18 protein-coding genes are annotated in these 21978 nt (G+C 68.5%); 9 read left to right on the top strand and 9 right to left on the bottom strand.

From position 1 onward, the window contains the following. Positions 1-20 precede the first annotated feature (20 nt). Together glsA and BOSE125_RS01840 are read left to right on the top strand one after the other, a co-directional pair. On the top strand, positions 21-2039 hold the full coding sequence (gene glsA / locus BOSE125_RS01845) for a glutaminase A (RefSeq protein WP_159549194.1): 2019 nt from the start codon (positions 21-23) through the stop codon (positions 2037-2039). 81 nt (positions 2040-2120) lie between these two features. Next, positions 2121-3635, top strand: a complete 1515-nt coding sequence (locus BOSE125_RS01840; protein ID WP_159549191.1) for an APC family permease — start codon at positions 2121-2123, stop codon at positions 3633-3635. A gap of 102 nt (positions 3636-3737) precedes the next feature. On the opposite strand, the gene BOSE125_RS01835 is transcribed toward BOSE125_RS01840, so the two are convergent. The 5 genes from BOSE125_RS01835 to BOSE125_RS01815 form a co-directional block, all read right to left on the bottom strand. After that, on the bottom strand, positions 3738-5978 hold the full coding sequence (locus tag BOSE125_RS01835) for an NADP-dependent isocitrate dehydrogenase (RefSeq protein ID WP_159549188.1): 2241 nt from the start codon (positions 5976-5978) through the stop codon (positions 3738-3740). 120 nt (positions 5979-6098) lie between these two features. Next, positions 6099-7460 (bottom strand): magnesium transporter, encoded by a 1362-nt coding sequence (gene mgtE, locus BOSE125_RS01830; RefSeq protein WP_159554551.1) that lies wholly within the window; start codon positions 7458-7460, stop codon positions 6099-6101. A gap of 12 nt (positions 7461-7472) precedes the next feature. Beyond that, complete coding sequence (gene purH, locus BOSE125_RS01825; protein ID WP_159549185.1) at positions 7473-9176, bottom strand: bifunctional phosphoribosylaminoimidazolecarboxamide formyltransferase/IMP cyclohydrolase; 1704 nt, start codon at positions 9174-9176, stop codon at positions 7473-7475. 147 nt (positions 9177-9323) lie between these two features. Then, positions 9324-10034, bottom strand: coding sequence for a FadR/GntR family transcriptional regulator (locus BOSE125_RS01820; protein WP_159549182.1), 711 nt, complete (start codon positions 10032-10034; stop codon positions 9324-9326). A 46-nt stretch (positions 10035-10080) separates the two neighbouring features. Beyond that, a complete protein-coding gene (locus tag BOSE125_RS01815) occupies positions 10081-11751 on the bottom strand; it encodes an L-lactate permease (RefSeq protein ID WP_159549179.1) in 1671 nt (556 codons plus the stop codon). 235 nt (positions 11752-11986) lie between these two features. On the opposite strand from BOSE125_RS01815, the gene BOSE125_RS01810 reads away from it, so the two are divergent. The 3 genes from BOSE125_RS01810 to BOSE125_RS01800 are packed head-to-tail and all read left to right on the top strand — an operon-like array spanning position 11987 to position 15179. Further along, the gene (locus BOSE125_RS01810) at positions 11987-12865 is read left to right on the top strand and encodes a (Fe-S)-binding protein (protein WP_159549176.1); all 879 of its coding nucleotides are present in this window, start codon (positions 11987-11989) and stop codon (positions 12863-12865) included. Then, positions 12862-14538 (top strand): lactate utilization protein B, encoded by a 1677-nt coding sequence (locus BOSE125_RS01805; protein ID WP_159549173.1) that lies wholly within the window; start codon positions 12862-12864, stop codon positions 14536-14538. The genes BOSE125_RS01810 and BOSE125_RS01805 overlap by 4 nt, the downstream gene beginning before the upstream one ends. Beyond that, on the top strand, positions 14535-15179 hold the full coding sequence (locus tag BOSE125_RS01800) for an LUD domain-containing protein (RefSeq protein WP_159549170.1): 645 nt from the start codon (positions 14535-14537) through the stop codon (positions 15177-15179). The genes BOSE125_RS01805 and BOSE125_RS01800 overlap by 4 nt, the downstream gene beginning before the upstream one ends. 47 nt (positions 15180-15226) lie before the next feature. Here BOSE125_RS01800 and BOSE125_RS18160 read toward each other — a convergent pair whose 3' ends face one another. Continuing rightward, entirely contained in the window at positions 15227-16906 is a 1680-nt protein-coding gene (locus tag BOSE125_RS18160; protein ID WP_159549167.1) for a CYTH and CHAD domain-containing protein, read from the bottom strand. Between the two features lie 39 nt (positions 16907-16945). Here BOSE125_RS18160 and BOSE125_RS01790 point away from each other — a divergent pair, with 39 nt between their 5' ends. Further along, the gene (locus tag BOSE125_RS01790; protein ID WP_236557766.1) at positions 16946-18340 is read left to right on the top strand and encodes an MFS transporter; all 1395 of its coding nucleotides are present in this window, start codon (positions 16946-16948) and stop codon (positions 18338-18340) included. Positions 18341-18372: 32 nt separating this feature from the next. On the opposite strand, the gene BOSE125_RS17840 is transcribed toward BOSE125_RS01790, so the two are convergent. From BOSE125_RS17840 to purN, 3 genes are read right to left on the bottom strand one after another with little or no spacing between them, the layout of a single operon-like run. Further along, positions 18373-18855 (bottom strand): hypothetical protein, encoded by a 483-nt coding sequence (locus tag BOSE125_RS17840; protein WP_236557765.1) that lies wholly within the window; start codon positions 18853-18855, stop codon positions 18373-18375. A gap of 20 nt (positions 18856-18875) precedes the next feature. Continuing rightward, positions 18876-19127, bottom strand: a complete 252-nt coding sequence (locus BOSE125_RS17835) for a hypothetical protein (protein WP_236557764.1) — start codon at positions 19125-19127, stop codon at positions 18876-18878. 9 nt (positions 19128-19136) lie between these two features. After that, entirely contained in the window at positions 19137-19730 is a 594-nt protein-coding gene (gene purN / locus BOSE125_RS01780) for a phosphoribosylglycinamide formyltransferase (protein ID WP_159549161.1), read from the bottom strand. Positions 19731-19783: 53 nt separating this feature from the next. Here purN and BOSE125_RS01775 point away from each other — a divergent pair, with 53 nt between their 5' ends. From BOSE125_RS01775 to BOSE125_RS01765, 3 genes are read left to right on the top strand one after another with little or no spacing between them, the layout of a single operon-like run. Continuing rightward, positions 19784-20599 carry an ABC transporter ATP-binding protein gene (locus BOSE125_RS01775; protein ID WP_159549158.1) on the top strand — a complete coding sequence of 272 codons (816 nt, stop codon included), beginning with the start codon at positions 19784-19786 and terminating at the stop codon, positions 20597-20599. Next, on the top strand, positions 20596-21294 hold the full coding sequence (locus BOSE125_RS01770) for an ABC transporter permease (RefSeq protein ID WP_159549155.1): 699 nt from the start codon (positions 20596-20598) through the stop codon (positions 21292-21294). The genes BOSE125_RS01775 and BOSE125_RS01770 overlap by 4 nt, the downstream gene beginning before the upstream one ends. Then, the gene (locus BOSE125_RS01765; RefSeq protein ID WP_159549152.1) at positions 21291-21974 is read left to right on the top strand and encodes an ABC transporter permease; all 684 of its coding nucleotides are present in this window, start codon (positions 21291-21293) and stop codon (positions 21972-21974) included. Before BOSE125_RS01770 ends, BOSE125_RS01765 begins: the two co-directional genes overlap by 4 nt. The last annotated feature ends 4 nt before the right edge of the window (positions 21975-21978 follow it).

Here is a 21978-nt window from a genome sequence, read left to right as displayed (position 1 = left end):
GGCCCCTTAGGCTGGGGGTCATGAGATCCCCCGTGCAGGACTACCTTGACCGGTTGGTCGACCAGATCCGCCCCGTGGACGAGGGCACCACCTACCAGGCCGTGCCCTCGGCCGCCGCCATGGACCGGAGCCTGTTCGGTCTGGCCCTGACCACCGTCGAGGGTCATTGTTACGCCTCCGGGGACGCGGAGCATCCGTTCTCCCTCCAATCGATCTCCAAGGCCTTCACCTACGGCATGGCCCTGGAGGACCTCGGCCCGGACAAGGTGCACGAGAAGATCGACGTGGAGCCCTCCGGCGACCCGTTCAACGAGATCTCCCTGCAGGCGGGCACCGGCCGCCCGGACAACCCCATGATCAATGCCGGGGCCATCACCACGACCTCGCTCATCAAGGGGAGGGGCGGGCGTGACCGCATCGGACGGATCGTGAACACCTTCTCGGACGCCGCCGGGCGGGACCTGAAGGTCTCGGAGCCCGTCTTCAAGGCCGAGGACAAGACCGGCCACCGCAACCGGGCCCTGGCCTGGCTGCTGCGTTCGTTCGGGATCCTCGAGTCCGACCCCGAACCCTCCTTGCAGGACTACTTCCGCCAGTGCTCCATCCTGGTCACCGCCAAGGACCTGTCCATGATGGCCGCGACCCTGGCGAACCAGGGCGTGAACCCGGCCACCGGTGAACGCATCTTCTCCCCGCAGGTGGTCCGCTGGGTGCTCTCCGTCATGTCCACGTGCGGGATGTATGACGACGCCGGCACCTGGGCCATCGAGGTCGGCCTGCCGGCGAAGTCCGGGGTCGGCGGCGGGGTACTCGTAGTGGTGCCCGGACAGATGGGCGTCGGGGTCTTCTCCCCGCCCCTGGACGAACACGGGATGTCCGTGCGCGGCGGCATGGCCATCAGACAGATCGCCACCGATTTCGGCCTGCACTACGGCGATGTCCCGCCCCTGGGCCGCTCCACCATCCGGGCCCGGTATGACCTGTCCGAGGCGCCCTCCAGCGTCCCCCGCAGCGTCGAGGCCCTGCAGGCCCTCGAGGTGCACGGACCGGAATGCCGCATCATCGAGATCGGCGGTGACATCGGCTTCGCCGAGGCCGAGACCTTGGCCCGGGCCGCCGTCGGTCTGCCAGCCTCCGTCCGCACCCTCGTGGTGGACGTTCGCAAGGTGGATGACTTCGGTAGGGCAGCGGCCCGGATGCTCACCCATGTGGTGCGCAACTTCCTGGAGGACCGCCGCGATCTGATCCTCGTGGACGACGACACCGCACTCACCCAGTCCCTGCTGGACTACGCGGCGGACACGGAAGACGGGGCCCTGCCGGACCCGATGCCGGAGACCACCACCTGGTCCACGCCTGCCGCGTCCACGGCCGGCGGAACCGGAACATCCGGCGGGAACGCCGGCGGAGGCGCGGTCGACAGCTTCACCTCTGATGCAGCCGTCTCTGATCTGGCCCCCGCCGACCTGGACGGGGACGGCACGGTGGACGCCGCCGTCGAGCCCGAATTCCGGTTGTTCCTCTCCCGGTCCCTCGCCCTCGAGTGGATCGAACAGCGGATGCTGGCCCGCCATGCGCCCGACCTGGTGCCCACCGGCGACCAGGAGCCGACGCGGTCCCCCCTCCTGGAGATGCTCAACGAAGAGGACGCCCTCACCCTGTCCGCGTTCATGGAGACCCGCAATTACCGGGCCGGGCAGGTCATCCGCCGGGCGGGGCAGCCGTTTGGCGGGATCTACTTCATCACGGCGGGGCAGGTCGAGCTCACCAGCCAGGGCTCCGGCGGCCGGCGCTACCGGCAGGCCTACCTCTCCCCCGGCATGATCTTCGGCGAGATCGCCCTCGGCCAGGCCGGCCGGCAGCTCACCACGGTGCGCGCCATGGGTCCGGTGACCACCCGGGTGCTCACCGCCCAGGTGATCTCCGCCCTCGAGGAGTCCGATCCGCAACTGGCCATCAAGCTGTGGTCTGCCCTGGCACGGGACGCCTACACCTCCGTGGAGCAGATGAGCAGGGAGTCCGGCGCGCGCTTCGAGTGACCGGTGAATCATTGACCCCCGCATCCCGAGCGGGCCACACTGCGAACACCCGTGTGACCTGTGCAGATGTCGGAGGCAGCCATGAGCACCACCACGCCGGACGTCCCCAGCGCCCCTCCTGAGGAGGGCGAGGGCGAACTCAAACGAGTCCTCGGCCCCAAACTGTTGTTGCTGTTCATCGTCGGCGACGTGCTGGGTGCCGGGATCTACGCGGTCACCGGAGAGATGGCCGGCATGGTCGGCGGCATCCTGTGGCTGCCGTTCCTGCTGGCCTTCGCCGTGGCCACGATGACCGCCTTCTCCTACCTGGAACTGGTCACCCACTATCCGCAGGCCGCCGGGGCCGCGCTCTATACGCACAAGGCCTTCGGCATCCACTTCGTCACGTTCCTGGTGGCCTTCGCCGTGGTGTGCTCCGGCATCACCAGTGCCTCCACCTCGGCCAACGTGCTGGCGCAGAACTTCTTCGGCGGGCTGGAGGTCAACGGCTGGATGGGAGAGGCCAGCCCCGGAGCGGTGATGGGCGTGGCCCTGGGCTTCATGGTGCTGCTGGCGTTGATCAACCTGCGCGGGGTGGGCGAGAGCATCAAATTCAACGTTGTCCTGACGCTGGTGGAGATGACGGCCCTGTGCATCGTGATCGGGGTGGGCTTCTTCGCGATGGCCCAGGGCGGCTCTGACCTGAGCCAGATCTTCGTGTTCCAGGACAACAATGACAAGGGGCTCTTCCTCGCCGTCACCGCCGCCACCTCCATCGCCTTCTTCGCCATGGTGGGCTTCGAGGACTCGGTGAACATGGTCGAGGAGACCAAGGACCCCGTCCGCATCTTCCCCCGGACCATGCTGACCGGCCTGGGCATCGCCGTGCTCTTCTACATGCTGGTGGCTGTCTCCGCCGTGGCCGTGCTGTCCCCGACGGAGCTGTCCAGGATCGGCGAGGCCGAAGGTGAGGCCTTGCTGGAAGTGGTGAAGCAGGGCTCCCCGGGCTTCCCCGTGGACCGGATCTTCCCCTTCCTGGCCGTGTTCGCCGTAGCCAACACCGCCCTGATCAACATGCTGATGGCCAGTCGGCTGGTCTACGGCATGGCCAAGCAGAACGTGTTGCCGCGGCCGCTGGGCAAGGTGCTGAAGGTTCGCCGCACCCCCTGGGTCGCGATCATCTTCACCACCATCCTTGCCCTGTTCCTCATCTGGTACGTCGCCAGTGACCCCGAGAGCAACATCGTCACCAATCTCTCCAGCACCACCGCCCTGTTGCTGCTCTGCGTCTTCACCGTGGTGAACGTGGCCTGCATCGTGCTGCGGCGCCGGAGGGGCGCGGACCCGGAATCGGGCTCGTACTCGAAGAGAGCCTTCAACTCTCCCACCGTGCTGCCCTACCTCGCGGGCCTCTTCTCCCTGTTCCTGGCCGGTCCCTGGGTGGACCGAGATCCCATCGTCTACCAGATCGCCGGCGGACTGATGGTCCTCGGCATCGCGCTGTGGGTGCTCACGTACTTCCTCAACAAGGCCAGCAACCGGAAGCAGGGAGCCCCGGTCGGGGACGTCCTGATCGGCCGGGACGAGGATCTGCCGCCGCGGCCGCCGGGACGGTGACGGCCCCGTCGCCTGCCGTCTGGATCTGTAGGTCGAGAACGCCCCGTTTCCCCGGATTCTCTCCGGGGAAACGGGGCGTTCTCGACCGCCAGTTGCGACTGGTCAGCTGGCCAGCTTGGCCACGATCGCGTTGAGGGTGGCGGACGGGCGCATGGCCTCGAACACCTTCTCCTTGGACGGGTAGTAGTAGCCGGCGATGTCCACCGGGGCACCCTGGACGGCGTTGAGCTCATCCAGGATCTTCTGCTCGTTCTCGGTCAGGGCGGTGGCGATCTCCGTGAACTTGGAGGCCAGCTCAGCGTCCTCGGTCTGCTTCGCCAGCTCCTGGGCCCAGTACATGGCCAGGTAGAAGTGCGAACCGCGGTTGTCGATCTCCCCGACCTTGCGGGAGGGGTTGCGGCCCTCCTCCAGGAAGGTGCCGGTGGCGCGGTCCAGGGTGTCGGCCAGCACCTGGGCGCGGGCGTTGCCGTGGGAGACGGCCTCGTGCTCGAAGGACACGGCCAGGGCCAGGAACTCACCGAGCGAGTCCCAGCGCAGGTGGTTCTCCTCCACGAACTGCTGCACGTGCTTGGGGGCGGAGCCGCCGGCGCCGGTCTCGAACAGGCCGCCGCCATTGATCAGCGGGACGATCGAGAGCATCTTGGCCGAGGTGCCCAGCTCCAGGATCGGGAACAGGTCGGTCAGGTAGTCACGCAGCACGTTGCCGGAGACCGAGATGGTGTCCTCGCCCCGGCGGATGCGCTCCAAGGTGAAGGCGGTCGCCTGCTCCGGGGCCATGATCTCGAGCTGCAGGCCCTCGGTGTCGTGGCCCTGCAGGTACTCGTTGATCTTCGCGATCAGGTTGGCGTCGTGCGCGCGGTTCTCGTCCAGCCAGAAGACGGCCGGCGTCTGGGAGGCGCGGGCACGGGTGACGGCCAGCTTCACCCAGTCGCGGACCGGGACGTCCTTGGTCTGGCAGGCACGCCAGATGTCCCCGGCCTGGACGGCGTGCTCGATCAGCACGGATCCGGAGCCGTCGACGATCTGGACGGTGCCGGCTGACTCGAGGACGAAGGTCTTGTCATGCGAGCCGTACTCCTCGGCCTTCTGCGCCATCAGGCCGACGTTCGGGACGGTGCCCATGGTGGTCGGGTCGAACGCGCCGTTCGCACGGCAGTCGTCGATGACGACCTGGTACACACCGGCGTAAGACGGGTCCGGGAGCACCGCGAGGGTGTCCTGCTCCTGGTTGTCCTTGTTCCACATGTGGCCGGAGGTGCGGATCATGGCCGGCATGGACGCATCCACGATCACGTCCGAGGGGACGTGCAGGTTGGTGATGCCCTTGTCCGAGTTGACCATGGCCAGGTCCGGGCCGTTGGCGTAGCCGGCCTCGATCTCGGCCTTCACGCCCTCGGCGACCTGCGGGTCCAGGGAGTCCAGACCGGAGAGGATGGCCGCCAGCCCGTTGTTGGCGGACAGGCCGGCAGCGGCGAGCTCGGCACCGTACTTCTCGAACAGCGACGGGAAGAAGGCCTTGACCACGTGGCCGAAGATGATCGGGTCGGAGACCTTCATCATGGTGGCCTTGAGGTGGGTGGAGAACAACACGCCCTCGTCCTTGGCGCGCGCGACCTGGGCGGCGAGGAACTCGTCCAGGGCTGCGGCGGACATGAAGGTGCCGTCGATGATCTCGCCGGCGAGCACCGGGAAGTCGTCCTTGAGCACCGTCGCCTGACCGGACTGACCGGCCTCGCCGGAGCCCTCCACGAACTGGATCCGGATGGTGCTGTCCTCGCCGATGACCACGGACTTCTCGTTGTGGAAGAACGCGTCGGCGGCCATGGTGGCCACGTTGGTCTTCGAGTCGGCCGACCAGGCGCCCATCGAGTGGGGGTGCTTCTGGGCGAAGTTCTTCACGGCCTTCGGGGCGCGGCGGTCCGAGTTGCCCTCACGCAGGACCGGGTTCACGGCGGAGCCCTTGACCTTGTCGTAGCGGGCCCGGGCGTCCTTCTCCTCGGCCGTCTTCGGCTCGTCCGGATAGGCGGGCAGCGCGTAGCCGCCGGCCTGCAGCTCGGCGATCGCGGCGTTCAGCTGCGGCACGGAGGCGGAGATGTTCGGCAGCTTGATGACGTTGGCGTCATCGGTCTTGACCAGCTCTCCCAGTTCGGCGAGGGCGTCATTGACCTTCTGGTCCTCGGGCAGCACGTCATTGAAGACGGCCAGGATGCGCGCGGCCAGGGAGATGTCCCGGGTCTCCATGCCCACACCCGCGGTCGAGGCGAAGGCCTCGACGAGCGGCAGGAGTGAGCCGGTGGCCAGCATGGGAGCCTCGTCGGTATAGGTGTAGATGATCTTCGACATGAAGCGTGGTTCTCCTCGCAGGGCGCGCCGGTGGGCACGGCCCGAGTCGTCGTGATGGGTGAATCGGCCCCCAATCTACCGGAATGGCGGGCGCGGCCACCTCACGTGACCGGGTGCCACTCAGATCCCCAGGACGGCCCGGGCGATCAGGAAGTAGACGATCAGACCCAGGGCATCCACCACCGTGGAGATGAACGGGTTAGAGAAGACGGCCGGGTCCACTCCGATCCGCCGCGCGATGATGGGCATCAGTGATCCCACTGAAGCGGCCAAGGTGCAGATGGACAGCAGTGTCAGCCCGATGACGACCCCGATGGGCCAGGCATACACGAGACCGGCAACCACCAGGCCGATCGTTCCCAGCAGGGCCCCCAGGCCCAGTCCCACCGCGAATTCTCGGCGCACCACCCGCAGGGCGTCTCCGGACCGGACGTCGCCAAGGGCCAGGGCGCGGGTCACGGTGGTGGCCGCCTGGTTTCCGGTGTTGCCGCCGGTGCCGATGAGCAGAGGCACGAAGACGGAGAGGACCACCATCTCCTCGAGCGTCGACTCAAAGACCTCCAACACCTGCACGGTGAGGGTCGCACCCACGGCCAGGACCAGGAGCCACACCATCCGCGAACGGACCAGTCTGCCCACGGAAGTACTCAGATAGGGCTGGGCCAACGGTTCCGACCCACCAGACCGTGCGGCGTCCTCCGTCTCCTCCTCAGCCAGGATCCGGCTCGCGTCCGCCAGGGTGAGGACCCCGACGAGTCTCGATGCCACGTCGATCACGGGTAGTGCCAGGAGGTCCTCAGCGGAGAGCCGGCGGGCCGCGGTCTCATCGTCCTCTGTCGCCGCGACGGAGTCGACGTCCGTCGTCATCAGATCGGCGACCCGTGCCTGCTCATGAGCACTGGCCAGGACCGTCAATTCCACCATCCCCAACAGCCGGTGCCCCCTGCCGACCACCGGCAGGATCACCAGGCGGCGCAACCGTTGTCCGGGCACTTCGGACTGGCGGAGAGACTTCAACGCCTCCCCGGCGGTCATATCAGGACGCATCTCGATGAGGACGGGGCCCATCCTGCGGCCGACGGATCCAGGCGGATACCCCAGAATCCTGCCCGCGTCCTCACGTTGCCCACTGTTGAGGGTGCCCAACAGCCGTTGGGCCACCTCGGCGGGCACCTCATCGAGTAGCCGTGCCTGACCAGAGGCCTGCAGATGCGCAAACATGATCTGGACGTCCTCGTCCTGCAGAGCTCTGATCAACTGAGACTGCTGACGTGGTTCAAGGGAGGTGAAGACCTCCACGGCGACGTTCTTCTCCAGGAGCCGAAAGATCACCGCAACGTCCCCGGGCCCGGACCGGCCGAGGACACTCCGCACCTGGGCCGGAGGCATCCGACGCAGTCTGTCCGTGGCCGCCTCGACGTCACCCCGGCGCAGATCACCGCTGATCTGTGTCTCCGGCCCTGGCTGGCCCTTCGGGGTCATCACCTCACCGGCTCAACCATGGAAGAAGTGGCGGGCACCGGTGAAGTACATGGTGACGCCGGCGGCCTCGGCAGCGGCGATGACGTCCTCGTCACGGACGGAGCCACCCGGCTGCACGACGGCGCGCACGCCGGCGTCGATGAGGATCTGCAGGCCGTCGGCGAAGGGGAAGAAGGCGTCAGAGGCCGCGACGGCCCCGCGTGCCCGCTCCGGAGCACCGGTGCCGCTCACGTTCTCCGCGCCACCCGCCGTCGTGATCTCGGCGGTGATCTCCTGAGCACCCGTGGACGCGGCCCCCAGGGTGTTGGCCCGTTCCACGGCCAGGCGGCAGGAGTCCAGGCGGTTGACCTGGCCCATGCCGATACCGACCGTCGCCCCGCCGCTGGCCAGCAGCACGGCATTGGACTTCGGCGCGCGCACGGCTCGCCACGCGAAGGCAAGATCCGTCAGGGTCTCCGGATCGGCGGCCGGGCCGGCGGCCAGGGTCCAGGTCTCGGGATTGTCACCGGCGGCGTCCACCGCGTCCCGGGCCTGCAGCAGCATCCCGCCCGAGACCTGCTTGTACTCGATGCTCTCCCGTCCGGAGGCCCGGGCGAAGCCCTCCGGCAGGCGCAGCAGGCGGATGTTCTTCTTGGCCGAGAGGATCTCCAGGGCCTCGGCGGAGAAGGACGGCGCGATGACGACCTCCGTGAAGATGCCCTGGACGGTGTTCGCCATGCCGGCGGTGACCTCGCGGTTGGCGGCGATCACTCCACCGAAGGCGGAGACCGGGTCGCACTCGTGGGCCTTGCGGTGGGCCTCGGCGATCGCATCCTCCCCGGATTCGGCGGCGACGCCGACGCCGCAGGGATTGGCGTGCTTGACGATGGCCACGGCCGGCTGGTCGAAGTCGTAGGCCGCACGCAGGGCAGCGTCAGCATCCGCATAGTTGTTGTAACTCATGGCCTTGCCGTGCAGGAGTTCAGCCTGTGCGATGCCCGGGGCGGCCCCGTCCTCCACGTAGAGGGCAGCCTGCTGGTGCGGGTTCTCCCCGTAGCGCAGCGTCTCGGCGCGCTGCAGGGTCACCCCGGCGTAGGGCGGGAAGAGGCTGACCTCCGCGGTGTCATCGTCGTCCTCGAACTGGGCAGCGGTCCAGGCCGCCACCGCGTTGTCATACGCGGCGGTGTGCGCGAAGGCCAGGGCCGCGAGCCGGCGTCGTGCCGTCAGCTCGAAGCCGCCCTGCCGGGCGGCCGAGACCACGTCGCCATACTTCGCCGGGTCCACGACGACGGCCACAGAGGGGTGGTTCTTGGCCGCGGCCCGCACCATGGAGGGACCGCCGATGTCGATCTGCTCGACGACCTCGTCCTGGCCGGCACCGGAGCGGACCGTGTCCACGAAGGGGTAGAGGTTCACCACGACCAGGTCGAAGGGCTGGACGTCCATCTGTTCGAGCTGGGCCACATGGTCCTCGCGGCGGCGATCGGCGAGGATGCCGGCGTGGACCATCGGGTGGAGGGTCTTGACTCGGCCGTCCAGGCACTCCTGGAACCCGGTCACCTCGGACACCTCGGTGACGGGCACGCCGGCGCCTGCGATCCGCTGGGCCGTGGAGCCCGTGGAGACGATCTGCACGCCGGCCGCGTGGAGCCCGGCGGCCAGTTCCTCCAGACCGGTCTTGTCGTAGACGGAAATCAAGGCCCGCTTGAGCGGGACGCGGTCGAGCTGGATGGTCACGTCGGGAACTCCTGGGATCAGGTCGGGGCGGGGACGACGCCGGCCGGGCGCGTTGATCGTGCGGCCCGACGCCGGAACCAGTGTAGGCCGGTGAAGCGGCGCCGCGGTGGGGATGAACCGGAGGGGACACCGAGGCACCCCAGCCCCTCAGCGGTGATCGCTCAACCCGTAGAACCAGGTGATGTGGTGGCGTAACGCCTCCGCTGCATCTTCTCCGCGCCGCTCCTGGACGGCCCGCAGGATCCCGCGGTGCTGATCCTGGAGGGTACAGCTGACCTCCGGCCAGCGCTCGAGCCCGGACACGGTCTCCTGGACGTAACCGATGGTGGCTTCGCGCAGGGACGCCATCATGGTCTCCACCACCACATTGCCGGCCAAGGAGGTCAGCAGGATGTGAAACTGGGCATCGCTGGCGTGAAATCGGTCAGCGGGCAATCCGGGAGCGTCCATCTCGTCCAGCAACCGGGCGGCCTCCTCCAGGATCCGCCGCCGTTCCGGGGAGTCCGGCCGCGTCTCCGATTCCAGGGCTGATTGGGTCTCCAGCAACAACCGCGCCTGAACGATGTCCCCGATCGGCAGAGCCTGCGTGGCGATGTGCATCCGCAACGCCCACGCGAGTGCCGTCGAGGGTTCGGAGATCACCACGGCCCCGGCCGATGGGCCGGACCCGGTGGTCGATCGGACCAGGCCCATGGCGTCAAGCACGCGGATCGCCTCACGGACCGAGGCCCGGGAGATCTCGAACTGCTCGGCCAGGTGGCGCTCCCCGGGGAGTTTCTCTCCAACGCTGATCGCCCCCGTGCGCAGTTGGTCTTCAAGCCAGGCAAGGATCGCCGTATAGGCGCGGGGTGCGGGCACGGGCGTTCTTCTCCTGGGGTGACGGGACTCCTGATCAGTCTAGGACTCAGGCCCCGGGCAGCATCCACGCCAGCACATTGGACTGCAGGAACACGAGGGTGCACAGCAGCAGCAGAAGACCGACCGACCACCAGATCACGGACTTGAAGATGGCCGACTCCTTGCCCTCCATGCTCACCGCGGTGGCCGCGATGGCCAACGACTGCGGGGAGATCATCTTGCCGACCACGCCGCCGGAGGTGTTGGCCGCCGTCATCAGGTGCGGGTCCAAGCCCGCTTCGAGGGCCGCGGTCTTCTGCAGGTTGGCGAACAACGCATTGGCAGAGGTGTCCGAACCGGTCACGGCTGTGCCCATCCATCCCAGGACCGGGGAGAAGAAGGCGAACGCCGCACCGAGTCCGGCGACCCAGGTACCCATGGCGATCGTCTGACCGGAGAAGTTCATGACGTAGGCCAGAGACAGCACGGTCATGATGGTCAGGGCTGCGAACCGCATCTTCCAGAACGTCCGGCCGATCTCCATCACGGCGTTCCCCAAGGACAGCCGGAACCTGCCCTGGGCGTCGAAGACCGCATAGGCCACGGCGACGATCAGACCGGCGATCAGCAGCAGCGTCCCCGGGCTGGAGAGCCACTGGAAGGTGTAGACGGTGTTGGTGAGGGGCTCGCCCTCCGGGTTGAGCAGGCGGCCGTCCAGCCCGGGCCACGGGATAGCGACGTCGGTGTCCGCCAGGGCGGCAGGGATGTCCACCCCGGCCTTCCACAACTTGGCGATGCCGAAGACCGCTACCACCAGGATGTAGGGCATGACCGCCATCCACACGCGGACCGGGGTCAGGTTCCCCGTTGCGACGGGCTTCTCCACGCCCATGCGTTCGCGCACGGCATCGGCTCCCTTCGGCTTCCAGAATCGCAGGAGGACGACGGCGGCAGCCATTCCGGCCAGCGCGGCGACGACGTCCGTCAGTTCGTAGGAGAAATGTGTGGCGCTCCACCATTGGGCCAGGGCGAACGTGCCACCGATGGTCAGGGCAGCCGGCCACGCCTCCCGCAGGCCACGGAATCCGTCGATGATGACGAGCAGGAAGAACGGGACCAGCAGGGCCAGGAACGGGGCCTGGTGTCCGACGACGGCGCCGATGTCGGCCGGGTCGAGATTCGTCAGCACTCCGGCCGTGGTGATCGGGATGCCGATGGCACCGAAGGCCACGGGCGCGGTGTTCGCGATGAGCACCACGGTGGCGGTCTTCAGGGGCTTCAGGCCGAGGGCCAGGATCATGGTGGCGGTGATGGCCACGGGCGCTCCGAAGCCGGCCAACGCCTCCAGCAGACCACCGAAGCAGAACGCGATGAGGATCGTCTGGATGCGCAGGTCTCCACCGCCGATCGTGTCGAAAATGGCGCGCATGTCCTCGAACCGTCCGCTGAGGACCGTCACCTGGTAGAACCACAGCGCCAGGACCACGATCCACACGATGGGGAACAGGCCGAAGACGGCGCCCTGGGTGGCCGAGAGCAGAGTGAGGTCCCATGGCATGCCGAAGCCGATGACGGCGACGGCGATGGCCACGACCAGCGCGGCGGCACCGGACACGTGCGCCCGGGCCTTGGCCCCGAGCAGCATGACGAAGAAGGTGATGAGGGGCAGGGTGGCGACGAGGGCCGAGAGTGCCACGCTGCCTCCGATGGCATCGGTGGTCGCGGTGAAGGTGTCCACGCGTGTCTCCTGGAGTGGGCGGGTGCGGGAAGAACCGCATCGATGTGGTCTGACCACAGTGGTCAGGCCACAGAGGTTATATGGTGCGCGTCACAGTCGTCAATCCCTTCGATCGCGCTTCCGGTCGCATCCCCGGCGCGCCCCACCACTCCGTTGTGTGACCCGCATCATGGTGTTAGTGTGGTCTGACCACAGGCCGATAGTGCCTGCACACTCCCCCGTTCTCGGAGGTCCCATGAGAATCGCCCTGTTCGCCACCTGTATCGTGGATGCCCTGTATCCCAAGGTCGCCCTGGCCACCGTCCGCATCCTTGAACGGCTCGGCCACGAGGTGGTGTTCCCCTCCGGTCAGGGATGCTGTTCCCAGATGCACGTCAACAGCGGGTACCTGGACGACGCGCTGCCGGTGGTCCGCAACCACGTCCGGGCCTTCACCACCGCCGACTATGACGTCGCTGTGGCCCCGTCGGGTTCCTGCGTGGCGTCACTGGGGCATCAGCAGCCGATGGTCGCCCGGGCCGGTGGGGACGAGGACCTGGCACGGCTGGCCGAGTCCGTGGCCGGCAACACCTATGAGCTGTCCCAACTGCTGGTGGACGTGCTCGGGGTGACCGACGCCGCCGGACAGCTGGGCTCCTGGTTCCCGCACGCCGTCACCTATCACCCGTCCTGTCATGGGATGCGGTTGCTGCGTCTGGACGACCGGCAGAAGGACCTCGTCCGGAGTGTGGGAGACCTGGAATTCGTGGAGTTGCCGGACGCTGATGAGTGCTGTGGCTTTGGCGGCACCTTCTCGTTCAAGAACCCCGATGTCTCCGCCGCGATGGCCGAGGAGAAGATCGACAACATCGTGTCCACGGGCGCCGAGCTGTGTACGGGCGGCGATGCCTCCTGCCTGCTGCACCTGGGTGGGGCGATGTCACGGCGCGGCACGGAGGCGGCCACCGTGCACTTCGCCGAGATCCTGGCCTCCACGCAGCAGAACCCGTTGGAGATCTCCGGGCCGGTGGAGTTGTCCATCCCGAGCCCCTCGAGCCGGAGACTGTTCCCCCCGTCACGGACCACCGCTCCGCCCACCACCGCACCCACCGCCGATCGAGGAGTCCTCAGATGAGCCGAACCGCCCTGGGGATGCCCGCCATCCGCCCCGTCCACGGACAGGGCAACCTGCACGCCGACGTCGCTTTCCCCACAGCTGCCAAGGGGGAAATGGCCAACACCCAGATGCGGGCGAACATCCGCCATGCCACGCACACGATCCGCGGGAAGCGGGCACGGGTGGTCGAGGAACTTCCGGACTGGCAGGAGCTGCGCACCGCCGGGTCCGCCCTCAAAGAGCGGGTCATGGCCAACCTGCCGGAGTTGCTGGAGCAGTTCGAGAGGAATTTCTCCGCGCGCGGCGGGACCGTGCACTGGGCACGCGACGCCGCCGAGGCGAACCGGATCATCACCGAACTGATCGAGGCGACCGGCACCACCGAGGTCATCAAGGTCAAGTCGATGGCCACGGCGGAGATCGACCTCGAGCGCCATCTCGCGGAGCACGGCATCACCGCGACCGAAACCGACCTGGCTGAGCTGATCGTGCAGCTGGGGCACGACCGGTCCTCGCACATCCTGGTCCCCGCGATCCACAAGAACCGCCATGAGATCCGGGACATCTTCCTGAAGGAGATGCCGGAGACCGACGAGAGCCTGACCTCGGAGCCGCGCGACCTGGCCGAGGCCGCCCGGGCTCATCTGCGGGAGAAGTTCCTGACCACGCGCGTGGCCGTGTCCGGAGCGAACTTCGGGGTGGCCGAGACCGGGACGCTGACCGTGGTCGAGTCGGAGGGCAACGGACGGATGTGCCTGACCCTGCCGGACACCCTCATCACCGTCATGGGGATCGAGAAACTGGTACCCACCTTTCAGGACCTGGAGGTGTACCTGCAGTTGTTGCCCCGCTCCTCCACTGGCGAGCGGATGAATCCCTACACCTCGATGTGGACGGGTTCCACACCGGGAGACGGCCCGCAAGACGTGCACGTGGTCCTGCTGGACAACGGTCGCTCGGCCGTCCTGGCCGATCCCGCGGGCCGTTCGGCGTTGCACTGTATCCGCTGTTCCGCCTGCCTGAATGTCTGCCCGGTCTACGAACAGGCGGGCGGCCACGCTTACGGTTCCACGTACCCGGGGCCGATCGGCGCGATCCTGTCCCCGCAGATGACCGGGATCACTGCCGCGGAGAACTCCTCCCTCCCGTACGCGTCCTCCCTGTGCGGGGCCTGCTATGACGTCTGCCCGGTGAAGATCAACATCCCGGAGATCCTGGTGCACCTGCGTGACGAGGACGTCCGCACCCGGCATGGGGAACGGCCCACGGCAGAGGCCCAGTCCGCGAAGGAGGCTTCCACTGCTGCCCCGGAGCCCCCCGTGCAGAAATCGTCCACCGGCCTCGCCGGGCGGCTCTTCCGGCGACTGCCGCGGGTGCCCTCCGAGATGGACGTGATGATGAAGGGCGCCTCCACCGTGATGTCCTCCGGCCGTCGCATGGCGCTGGCCGAGAAGGCCCTCCCTCTGGGCCGCGCCGTGGCCGGCCGGGACCGGGCCATCAGCTGGCTGCCGGGAATGGCCGGCGGCTGGACCGACGAACGGGACATCCCGGCCCCGCCCCGGGAGTCCTTCCGCAACTGGTGGGCCGACCACGCCGCGGAAACGGAGGATCGGGTCCGCCAGGACGGCGGCTTGCGCGGCGTCCCAGCGCCCGATCCGGCGGACCACACCGACGAGGAGGACAGCCCATGAGCACCGAGGCGAAATCAGAGGTTCTGGCCCGGATCCGTGGGGCCCTCCAGGACGCCCCGGAGGCCCCGCAGGTCCGGAGGGCCTACCGCCGGACCTCGGGACGGCCTGCCGCCGAGATCCGGGAGATGTTCGAGGACCGGCTGATCGACTACAAGGCCACCGTCCACCACGAGAACACCGCGACACTGTCCGAACGGATCGCGGAACTGCTCGGGCCCTCCGCCCGCTATGTGGTTCCCGAGGGGTTGGACCGGAGCTGGCTCCCCGGAGACACCACCGGGCGCCGGGTGCTGGTGGAGTCCCGGACTGAACGTGCTGGGACAGTCCTGAGCGTCCGCGACCTCAACGAGGTGGACGCTGTGGTCACGTCGTCCACCGTGTCCTGCGCGGAGACGGGGACGATCTTCCTCAGCGGGCGCCCCGAGGAGGGACGCCGGGCGATCAGCCTGGTCCCCGACCACCACATCTGCATCGTCCCCGCAGCATCGATCGTCGAGTTGATCCCGGAGGCTCTGGATCGAGTGGAACCCACCGCGCCGATCACCATGATCTCCGGCCCCTCGGCCACCTCGGACATCGAGCTCGAGCGCGTGGAGGGGGTCCACGGCCCCCGCCGGCTGGACGTCATCCTGCTCACCTGACCCACCGGCTCACCCAGAACCCTGGGACGCCTGCGCCGCCGGTTCGGTCAGGCCCCCGACGCGCCGCCTGCCGCTGTCCCAACGTCGCCCGCATGCCGGTGCGCCAGCTTCTCCACCAGCCGCTCGGCCGCGGCCTCGGTGCTGGCCTGCAGGGCGAACTCGGCGGCGAACAGCAGCCCGTAGCCGAAGGTGTCCTCGCCCTTGCGGGCGGCGAGCTCTGAGGTGGACAACACATGCTCCTGGAACATCACCGAGTCCCGGTGCTCACCGAGGGCCTCCTGGAGCTTCTTGGCGGTCTTCATCCGAGCCACGAGTTCGGCGCCCAGATCCACCCCGGTGGCGTCCTGGACCGCCTTGACGGCGTAGCGCAGCCGCTTGGCCTCTTTACGCACCTCGTGCATGAGGTCGATGCGCCGGACCTGGTCCTGCTCACTGCCGACGCCGGCGGCCAGCGCCAGCACGGAGTCCACCTGCGCGGTGGCCAGAGGCACCATCGCGGCGGCCGCGGCCGTGTCCCCCTCGGGCAGTTCCGGATTCAAGGGCAGGGTGAGCGCGAAGGCATCGAGCCGGTCCAGGACCTCGAAGTACCAGCTGCTGCGCATGCGCTTGACCTGCTGGGCATGCGCCGCCTCGTAACGTTCAGCCTTCACGGCCCGCAACCGCTTGACGGTCTTACCGGGGATCATCTCGGCGATCGCGCCCTGGGGACCGCCGGGCAGCGCGTCGACCTTCACCTGGACCTGGTCCCGCACCACCTCGGCGTCACGGGCCACGGACAAGAGCTTGCCGAGCTTTCTCAGGTCCCGGATCACGGTTTCCGTGGCCTCCGCCTCCAGCAACGGGGCGTAGGTCTGGAGCAGGGACCGCAAGGCGCGGCAAGCCACCCGGTACTGGTGCACGGAGTCCTCCACGTCGCGGCGGACCAATGGATCCCAGCCCTTGAGGATCTTCAACTGGGTGCGCACCGTGGTGGCCAGGACCGCACGGACCGCCGGGGCGCCGCCGTCGTGATCCTCCGTGGTGGCGGCCCCGGCCAGCGGGGCCCGGGGATCCAATGGGTCCACGGCCTTGCCGACCACCTTCTCCACCTTGGATCCGACCGCGGACGGCCGTGCCCCGGCCGGCTGGAGGACCTGCCCGACCGCGTCCAGGAAGGCATCCGTGCCGCCCGCCGAGGCAGCGACCAGGCCGGCGTCGACCACCTCGACCTCCCATTCGCGCCAGTGCTGAACCCGCGACTCGGTGCGGAAGCCCACGGCCATGGCCGCCACCTGATCATCACTGACCTCGGCCAGCCGGCGGCCCTGGCCATCCAGGAGGTCCACCACGGAGCGCAGGGTGTTCAGCCGGGCGATCGGCACGAGCTGCTTGCCGCGGACGTGGACCTGGACGAGGTCCAGGATGCGGGCGGGCACGGAGACCGTGATCGGGCCCGCGGAGATGTCCGCCGCGTCGTCCTTGCCGAGCGGGGAATGCAGTTCGAGCCGGCGTTCACCCTTGCCGATCTTCACGTGCCAGCCGGCATCGGTGCCACCGGTGCGCCGCCGCAGGGTGACGTTGTTGGCGGAGAGGTCCCTCTCGGCCGTGTCGAAGTAGATGGCCTCGAGGGCCATGGGCGGGCAGTACCGCACCTGGGCCACTCCGCCCACGCCGTTGAGCCGCGGCAGGGAGGCCTGCCCGTCCACGTCATACTTCCGCTCGATCTCCACCTGCACCGCTTCACCCATGGGCCCATGATCTCAGAGACACGGTGGAACAATGGCCGGGTGAGTCCAGAGACCAGACCAGATGCCCGCCACGACCGGCCCTCAGCGCTGCCCACGGGCGAGGAGATCGTCCAGAGCTTGCCCTGGCGGTGGAACACCCAGGGACGGGTCTTCCTCATCGGCGGCCTCGGCTTCATGTTCGATGCCTGGGATGTCTCTCTCAACGGCGTGCTCATCCCCCTGCTGCGGGAGGAATGGGGACTGACCGCCGGCCAGGCCGCCTGGATCGGGACCGCCAACCTCATCGGCATGGCCCTGGGCGCCTTCGTCTGGGGCACGGTGGCGGACAGGATCGGCCGCAAGAAGGCCTTCACCGCCACCCTGCTGATGTTCTCACTCTTCACTCTGGCCGGCGCCCTGACCGGAGATATCGGCTGGTTCGTGCTGTTCCGCTTCCTGGCCGGCTTCGGCCTCGGCGGCTGCATCCCGGTGGACTACGCCCTGGTGGGAGAGTTCACCCCGCGCAAACAGCGGGGCACCGTGCTCACCGCCATGGACGGCTGGTGGCCGATCGGTGCCGCCGCCTGCGGCTTCCTCTCCGCCTGGATGGTGGCCCAGTGGGGTGACTGGCGGCTGCCCATGCTGGCGATGGTCCTGCCCGCCCTGTTGGTGTTCTTCGTGCGACTGCACGTCCCGGAGTCTCCTCTGTTCCTGATCCAGCAGGGCCGGGAGAGCCAGGCGCGCGCCGTGATCGACGAGATGGTGCGCCGCACCGGGGCCGAGGAGCGGGAGTACGCCATGCCGCCGGTCCCCGCCCCGAAGAAGCTGACCTTCGCCTCGATGGGCCAGCAGCTGGCCGAACTGTGGCGGTACTCATGGAGCATCACCACGGTCGCCTGGGCCCTGTTCTTCACCCTCATGCTCGTCTACTACATCGCCCTGCAGTGGCTGCCGACGTTCCTGATCGATGCCGGGTACGAGCAGTCCCGGGCCTTCATCATGACCGGCGCCATGGCCGCCGTCGGGCTGCTGGGCGTGGTGGTGGCCGCCTGGCTCGTGGAGAAGACCGGACGCAAGTGGCTGCTGGCGCTCACGGCCGTGGTGTCCTCGTTCCTGCTGGTGGTGCTGGCCGCCCTGTTGGACGTCCCGACGGCGGTGCTCCCCCTGGTCTTGGCGTTCGGCTTCGTGGTGCAGATCGCTATCCCTGTGTTGTACACCTACGTCTCCGAGCTGTACCCCACCGAACTGCGCGGTTCCGGCTTCGGCTGGGCCTCGGCCGTCTCCCGCGTGGCCGCGGGCGTGGGCCCGCTGGTGTTCGTGGCGTGGATGGTGCCGGCTATCGGGCTGGCCTGGTCCTTCGTGGTCACGGCGACGTTCGTGGTGGCGGCCTGCGTCCTCATGATGGTCATGGCCCCGGAGACCAAGGGCCGGGAACTGGAGGTGACGGAGGCGTGAGCCCTCAAGCTCTCCTGAGTTCCTGACCGAGATCAGGCGGAGCGCCGGGGAGCCCGGTTCGCCTCGATGTCAGCGGAGCGCAAGAAGCCCAGCGCCACGGTGGCGATGAGAACCACGCCCGGCACGCCGATGTAGATCGCCCACCTGGCCCCGGTGCTGCGGACCGAGGCAGGGTAGGACTGCGGCGTCAGCACGTACAGCCCAGCGATGCAGCCGTTGATCAGCATGCCGACCACCACCCCGAGCGCGAACACGGCCCAGACGATCGAGGCCGATGAGATGAACAGGACGATCGCGGCCGCCGAGCCGATGGTGAACCAGAACAGGGTCGCCCGGGTGGACCACCGCGCGGTGAGCACGCCGAAGAGCAGCGAGCCGATGGTCCCGCCGATGGTCAGCATGATGCCGGCGATCACGCCCTGGTTCTGCGTCAGCCCGGACTCGTTCAGCGACCGCGGGGTCCAGGAGTTCACGAAGTAGAAGCCGAACATGACGGCGAAGAAGGCGACCCACACCAGGATCGTGGGGTTCCTGCTCAGCGCCGGTTGTGGAGGTAGGCGGCCGACTCTGGCATGAGCGCCACCACCAGGATCAGGGCCACCACGGTCAGGGAGCCGACCGCCATGCCGAGCAACCCGGCGCTGAGCAGGAACCCCAGCCCGGATCCGCTCAGCCCGAACTCCTCGGTCACCGGGGTGGCGGTGAAGGCCATGGTCAGTACGTCATAGCCGTCCAAGGCGTTGAGGAAAGTGCAGATGCCGATGATGAGCCACTGGCAGGCGCCCATCGGCGCGTGTCAGGCGCGGGAGACGTAGTCCTGCGGGGTCCGCCCGGCGGCCAGCTCGCCGAGGACCGTGAGCAGCAGCTGGCGCTCCTGGACCTTGATCCGCTCGTGCAGGGCTTCCTCGGTGTCCGTGTCGAGGACCGGCACGGCGGACTGGGCCAGGATCGGTCCGGTATCCATGCCGGCGTCGGCGATGTGCACGGTGCAGCCGGTGACCTTGACGCCGTAGCGCAACGCGTCCCGCACGCCGTGGGCGCCGGGGAAAGCCGGCAGCAGGGCGGGGTGCGTGTTGAGGTACCGGCCCTCGAACGCGGTGGTGAACTCCTCCCCAGCGATCCGCATGAAGCCGCTGGACAGGACGTAGTCCGGCGTATAGGACGCCGTGGTGACGGTCAGGGCGTGGTTCCAGTCGGCCCGGTCGCCGAACTCAGAGAAGTCCACCACGAATGTCTCGATGCCCGCCGCCGCGGCGCGGGCGAGGGCTCCGGCGTCGGGATGATCCGCGCCCACCGCGGCGATCTCCACGTCCAGGGTGCCCGCCAAAACGGCGTCGATGACCGTCTGGAGGTTGGATCCGGAACCGGAGGCAAGAGCAACAATCCGCATGGAATCCATCCTAGGGCGCCACCGTGCGGCCCAGGTCCCAGTAGGGTTGGCGCATGATCTCCTACGGATCCGTCACCAAACGCTTCCGTGACGGCACAGTGGCCGTCGACGATTTCAGTCTCTCCGTTCCACGGGGCTCACTGACCGTCCTGGCCGGCTCCTCGGGTTGTGGCAAGACGACGCTGATGCGGATGGTCAACCGGATGGTCGATCCCAGTGAGGGACGGATCGCCGTGGACGGGCAGGACGTGGCCGGCCAGGACCCGGTAACCCTGCGCCGGCGGATCGGCTACGTCATGCAGAACTCCGGGTTGCTCCCCCACCGCACGGTGGGCCAGAACATCGCCACCGTGCCCCGCCTGACCGGCATGGACCGTTCCGCCGCCCGGAAGAAGGCGGCTGACATGATGGACCTCGTCGGGCTGGCCCCGGAACTCGCGAATCGCTACCCCGCCCAGCTCTCCGGTGGGCAGCAACAACGCGTGGGCGTGGCCCGAGGGCTGGCCGCCGACCCGGAGATCCTGCTCATGGACGAACCCTTCGGGGCGGTGGACCCGCTGGTGCGCGCCGACCTGCAGCGCCAACTGGTGGACCTGCACCACCAGCTCGGCACCACGATCCTCTTCGTCACCCATGACATGGATGAGGCCCTGACCCTCGGCGACCACATCGTGCTGTTGCAGGCCGGTGCCCGGATCGCCCAACAGGGTACGCCCAAGGACTTCGTGTCCGCCCCCGCCAGCGATTTCGTCCGGGACTTCCTGGGCCTGGACCGCGGCCAGCGCACCCTGCACCGTGAAACCGCCGCGGACGGCTCGGTGCTGCTGGTGGACCCGCACGGCCGGCCCGCCGGGGTGCTCGCCGAGTGAACTGGATCCTGGACAATCTGCCGCTGATCCTCGATCGGCTGTGGGCCCACGTGGCCACCTCGCTGCCGGCGATCGTACTGGCCCTGCTCATCTCCCTGCCCTTGGGATGGCTCGCCCACCGCTACCGGCCCCTCAACGTCCCCGTGCTCACCGGCGCCGGACTGATGTACGCCCTGCCCTCCCTGCCACTGTTCATCGTGCTGCCGGTGCTGATCGGCACGGGCGTGCGGGACGAGGTCAACGTGGTGGTGGCCTTGACTCTCTACGGGGTGGCCCTGATGGTGCGCAGCGTGGCCGACGGCCTGGACGGGATACCACCGGAGGCCCGCAGCGCCGCCACAGCCCTGGGCTACCGGCCTCTGCGGCGGTTCCTGGCGGTCGACCTGCCGCTGGCCGGACCAGTGATCCTCTCGGGGCTGCGCGTGGTGGCCGTCTCCACCGTGTCCCTGTGCACGGTGGGGGCCGTGCTCGGCATCCCCTCGCTCGGCATGCTCTTCACGGACGGCTTCCAACGCGGTATCCTCGCGCAGATCCTCACCGGTATCGTCCTCACCGTGGCCTTGGCGCTCGTCCTGGACCGCCTCCTCGTCCTGGCGGGCCGGCTGCTCATGCCCTGGGCCCGCACCCCGTCGCCCCGGGTCACCCGCCGGACACACCGGGACGATCGAGCCGACCGGGTGGCGACCCCCGCATGAACCAGCTCTGGGATGCCCTCCTCTGGTGCCTGGACCCCTCGAACTGGCAGGGTCCCTCCGGCATCGGTGCCCGCTCGCTCGAACACCTCGGCTACACGGCGCTGGCCCTCGTCATCGCCTCCGTGATCGCCGTTCCCGTGGGCTGGTGGGTGGGACACACGGGCCGCGGCCGCGGGATCGCCGTGGCCGTCTCGGGTGCCGCCCGCGCCCTGCCGACCCTCGGCGTCGTGACGCTGATGGGCCTGATGCTGGGCATCGGGCTCGCCGCTCCCATGACGGCTTTCGTGGTGCTCGCCGTACCCTCGATTCTCGCTGCGGCCTATGCCGGCTTCGAAGCCGTGGACCGGCAGGTCATCGACGCAGCCCGCGCCCAGGGTCTCACCGAGGCCCAGGTGCTGTGGCGGGTCGAGGTGCCCCTGGGGCTGCCCCTGCTGATCGGCGGATTGCGCTCGGCTGCCCTGCAGGTCATCGCCACCGCCACCTTGGCCGCCTACGTGGGCGCGGGTGGATTGGGCCGCTACCTCTTCCTCGGGCTCAAGACGCAGGACTACGCGATGATGCTCGGCGGCTCCCTCATCGTCGTGCTGCTCGCGATCGTGCTGGATCTGCTGTTCGCCGCCGCCGGCCGGGCCGCCGTCCCCCGCGGAGTCCGGGTGGCGCGGCAGGGCCAGGCCCAGTAGGTTC

This window comes from Citricoccus sp. K5, from assembly GCF_902506195.1.
Lineage (GTDB): Bacteria > Actinomycetota > Actinomycetes > Actinomycetales > Micrococcaceae > Citricoccus.
This window is presented reverse-complemented; position numbering and strand designations above follow the sequence as displayed.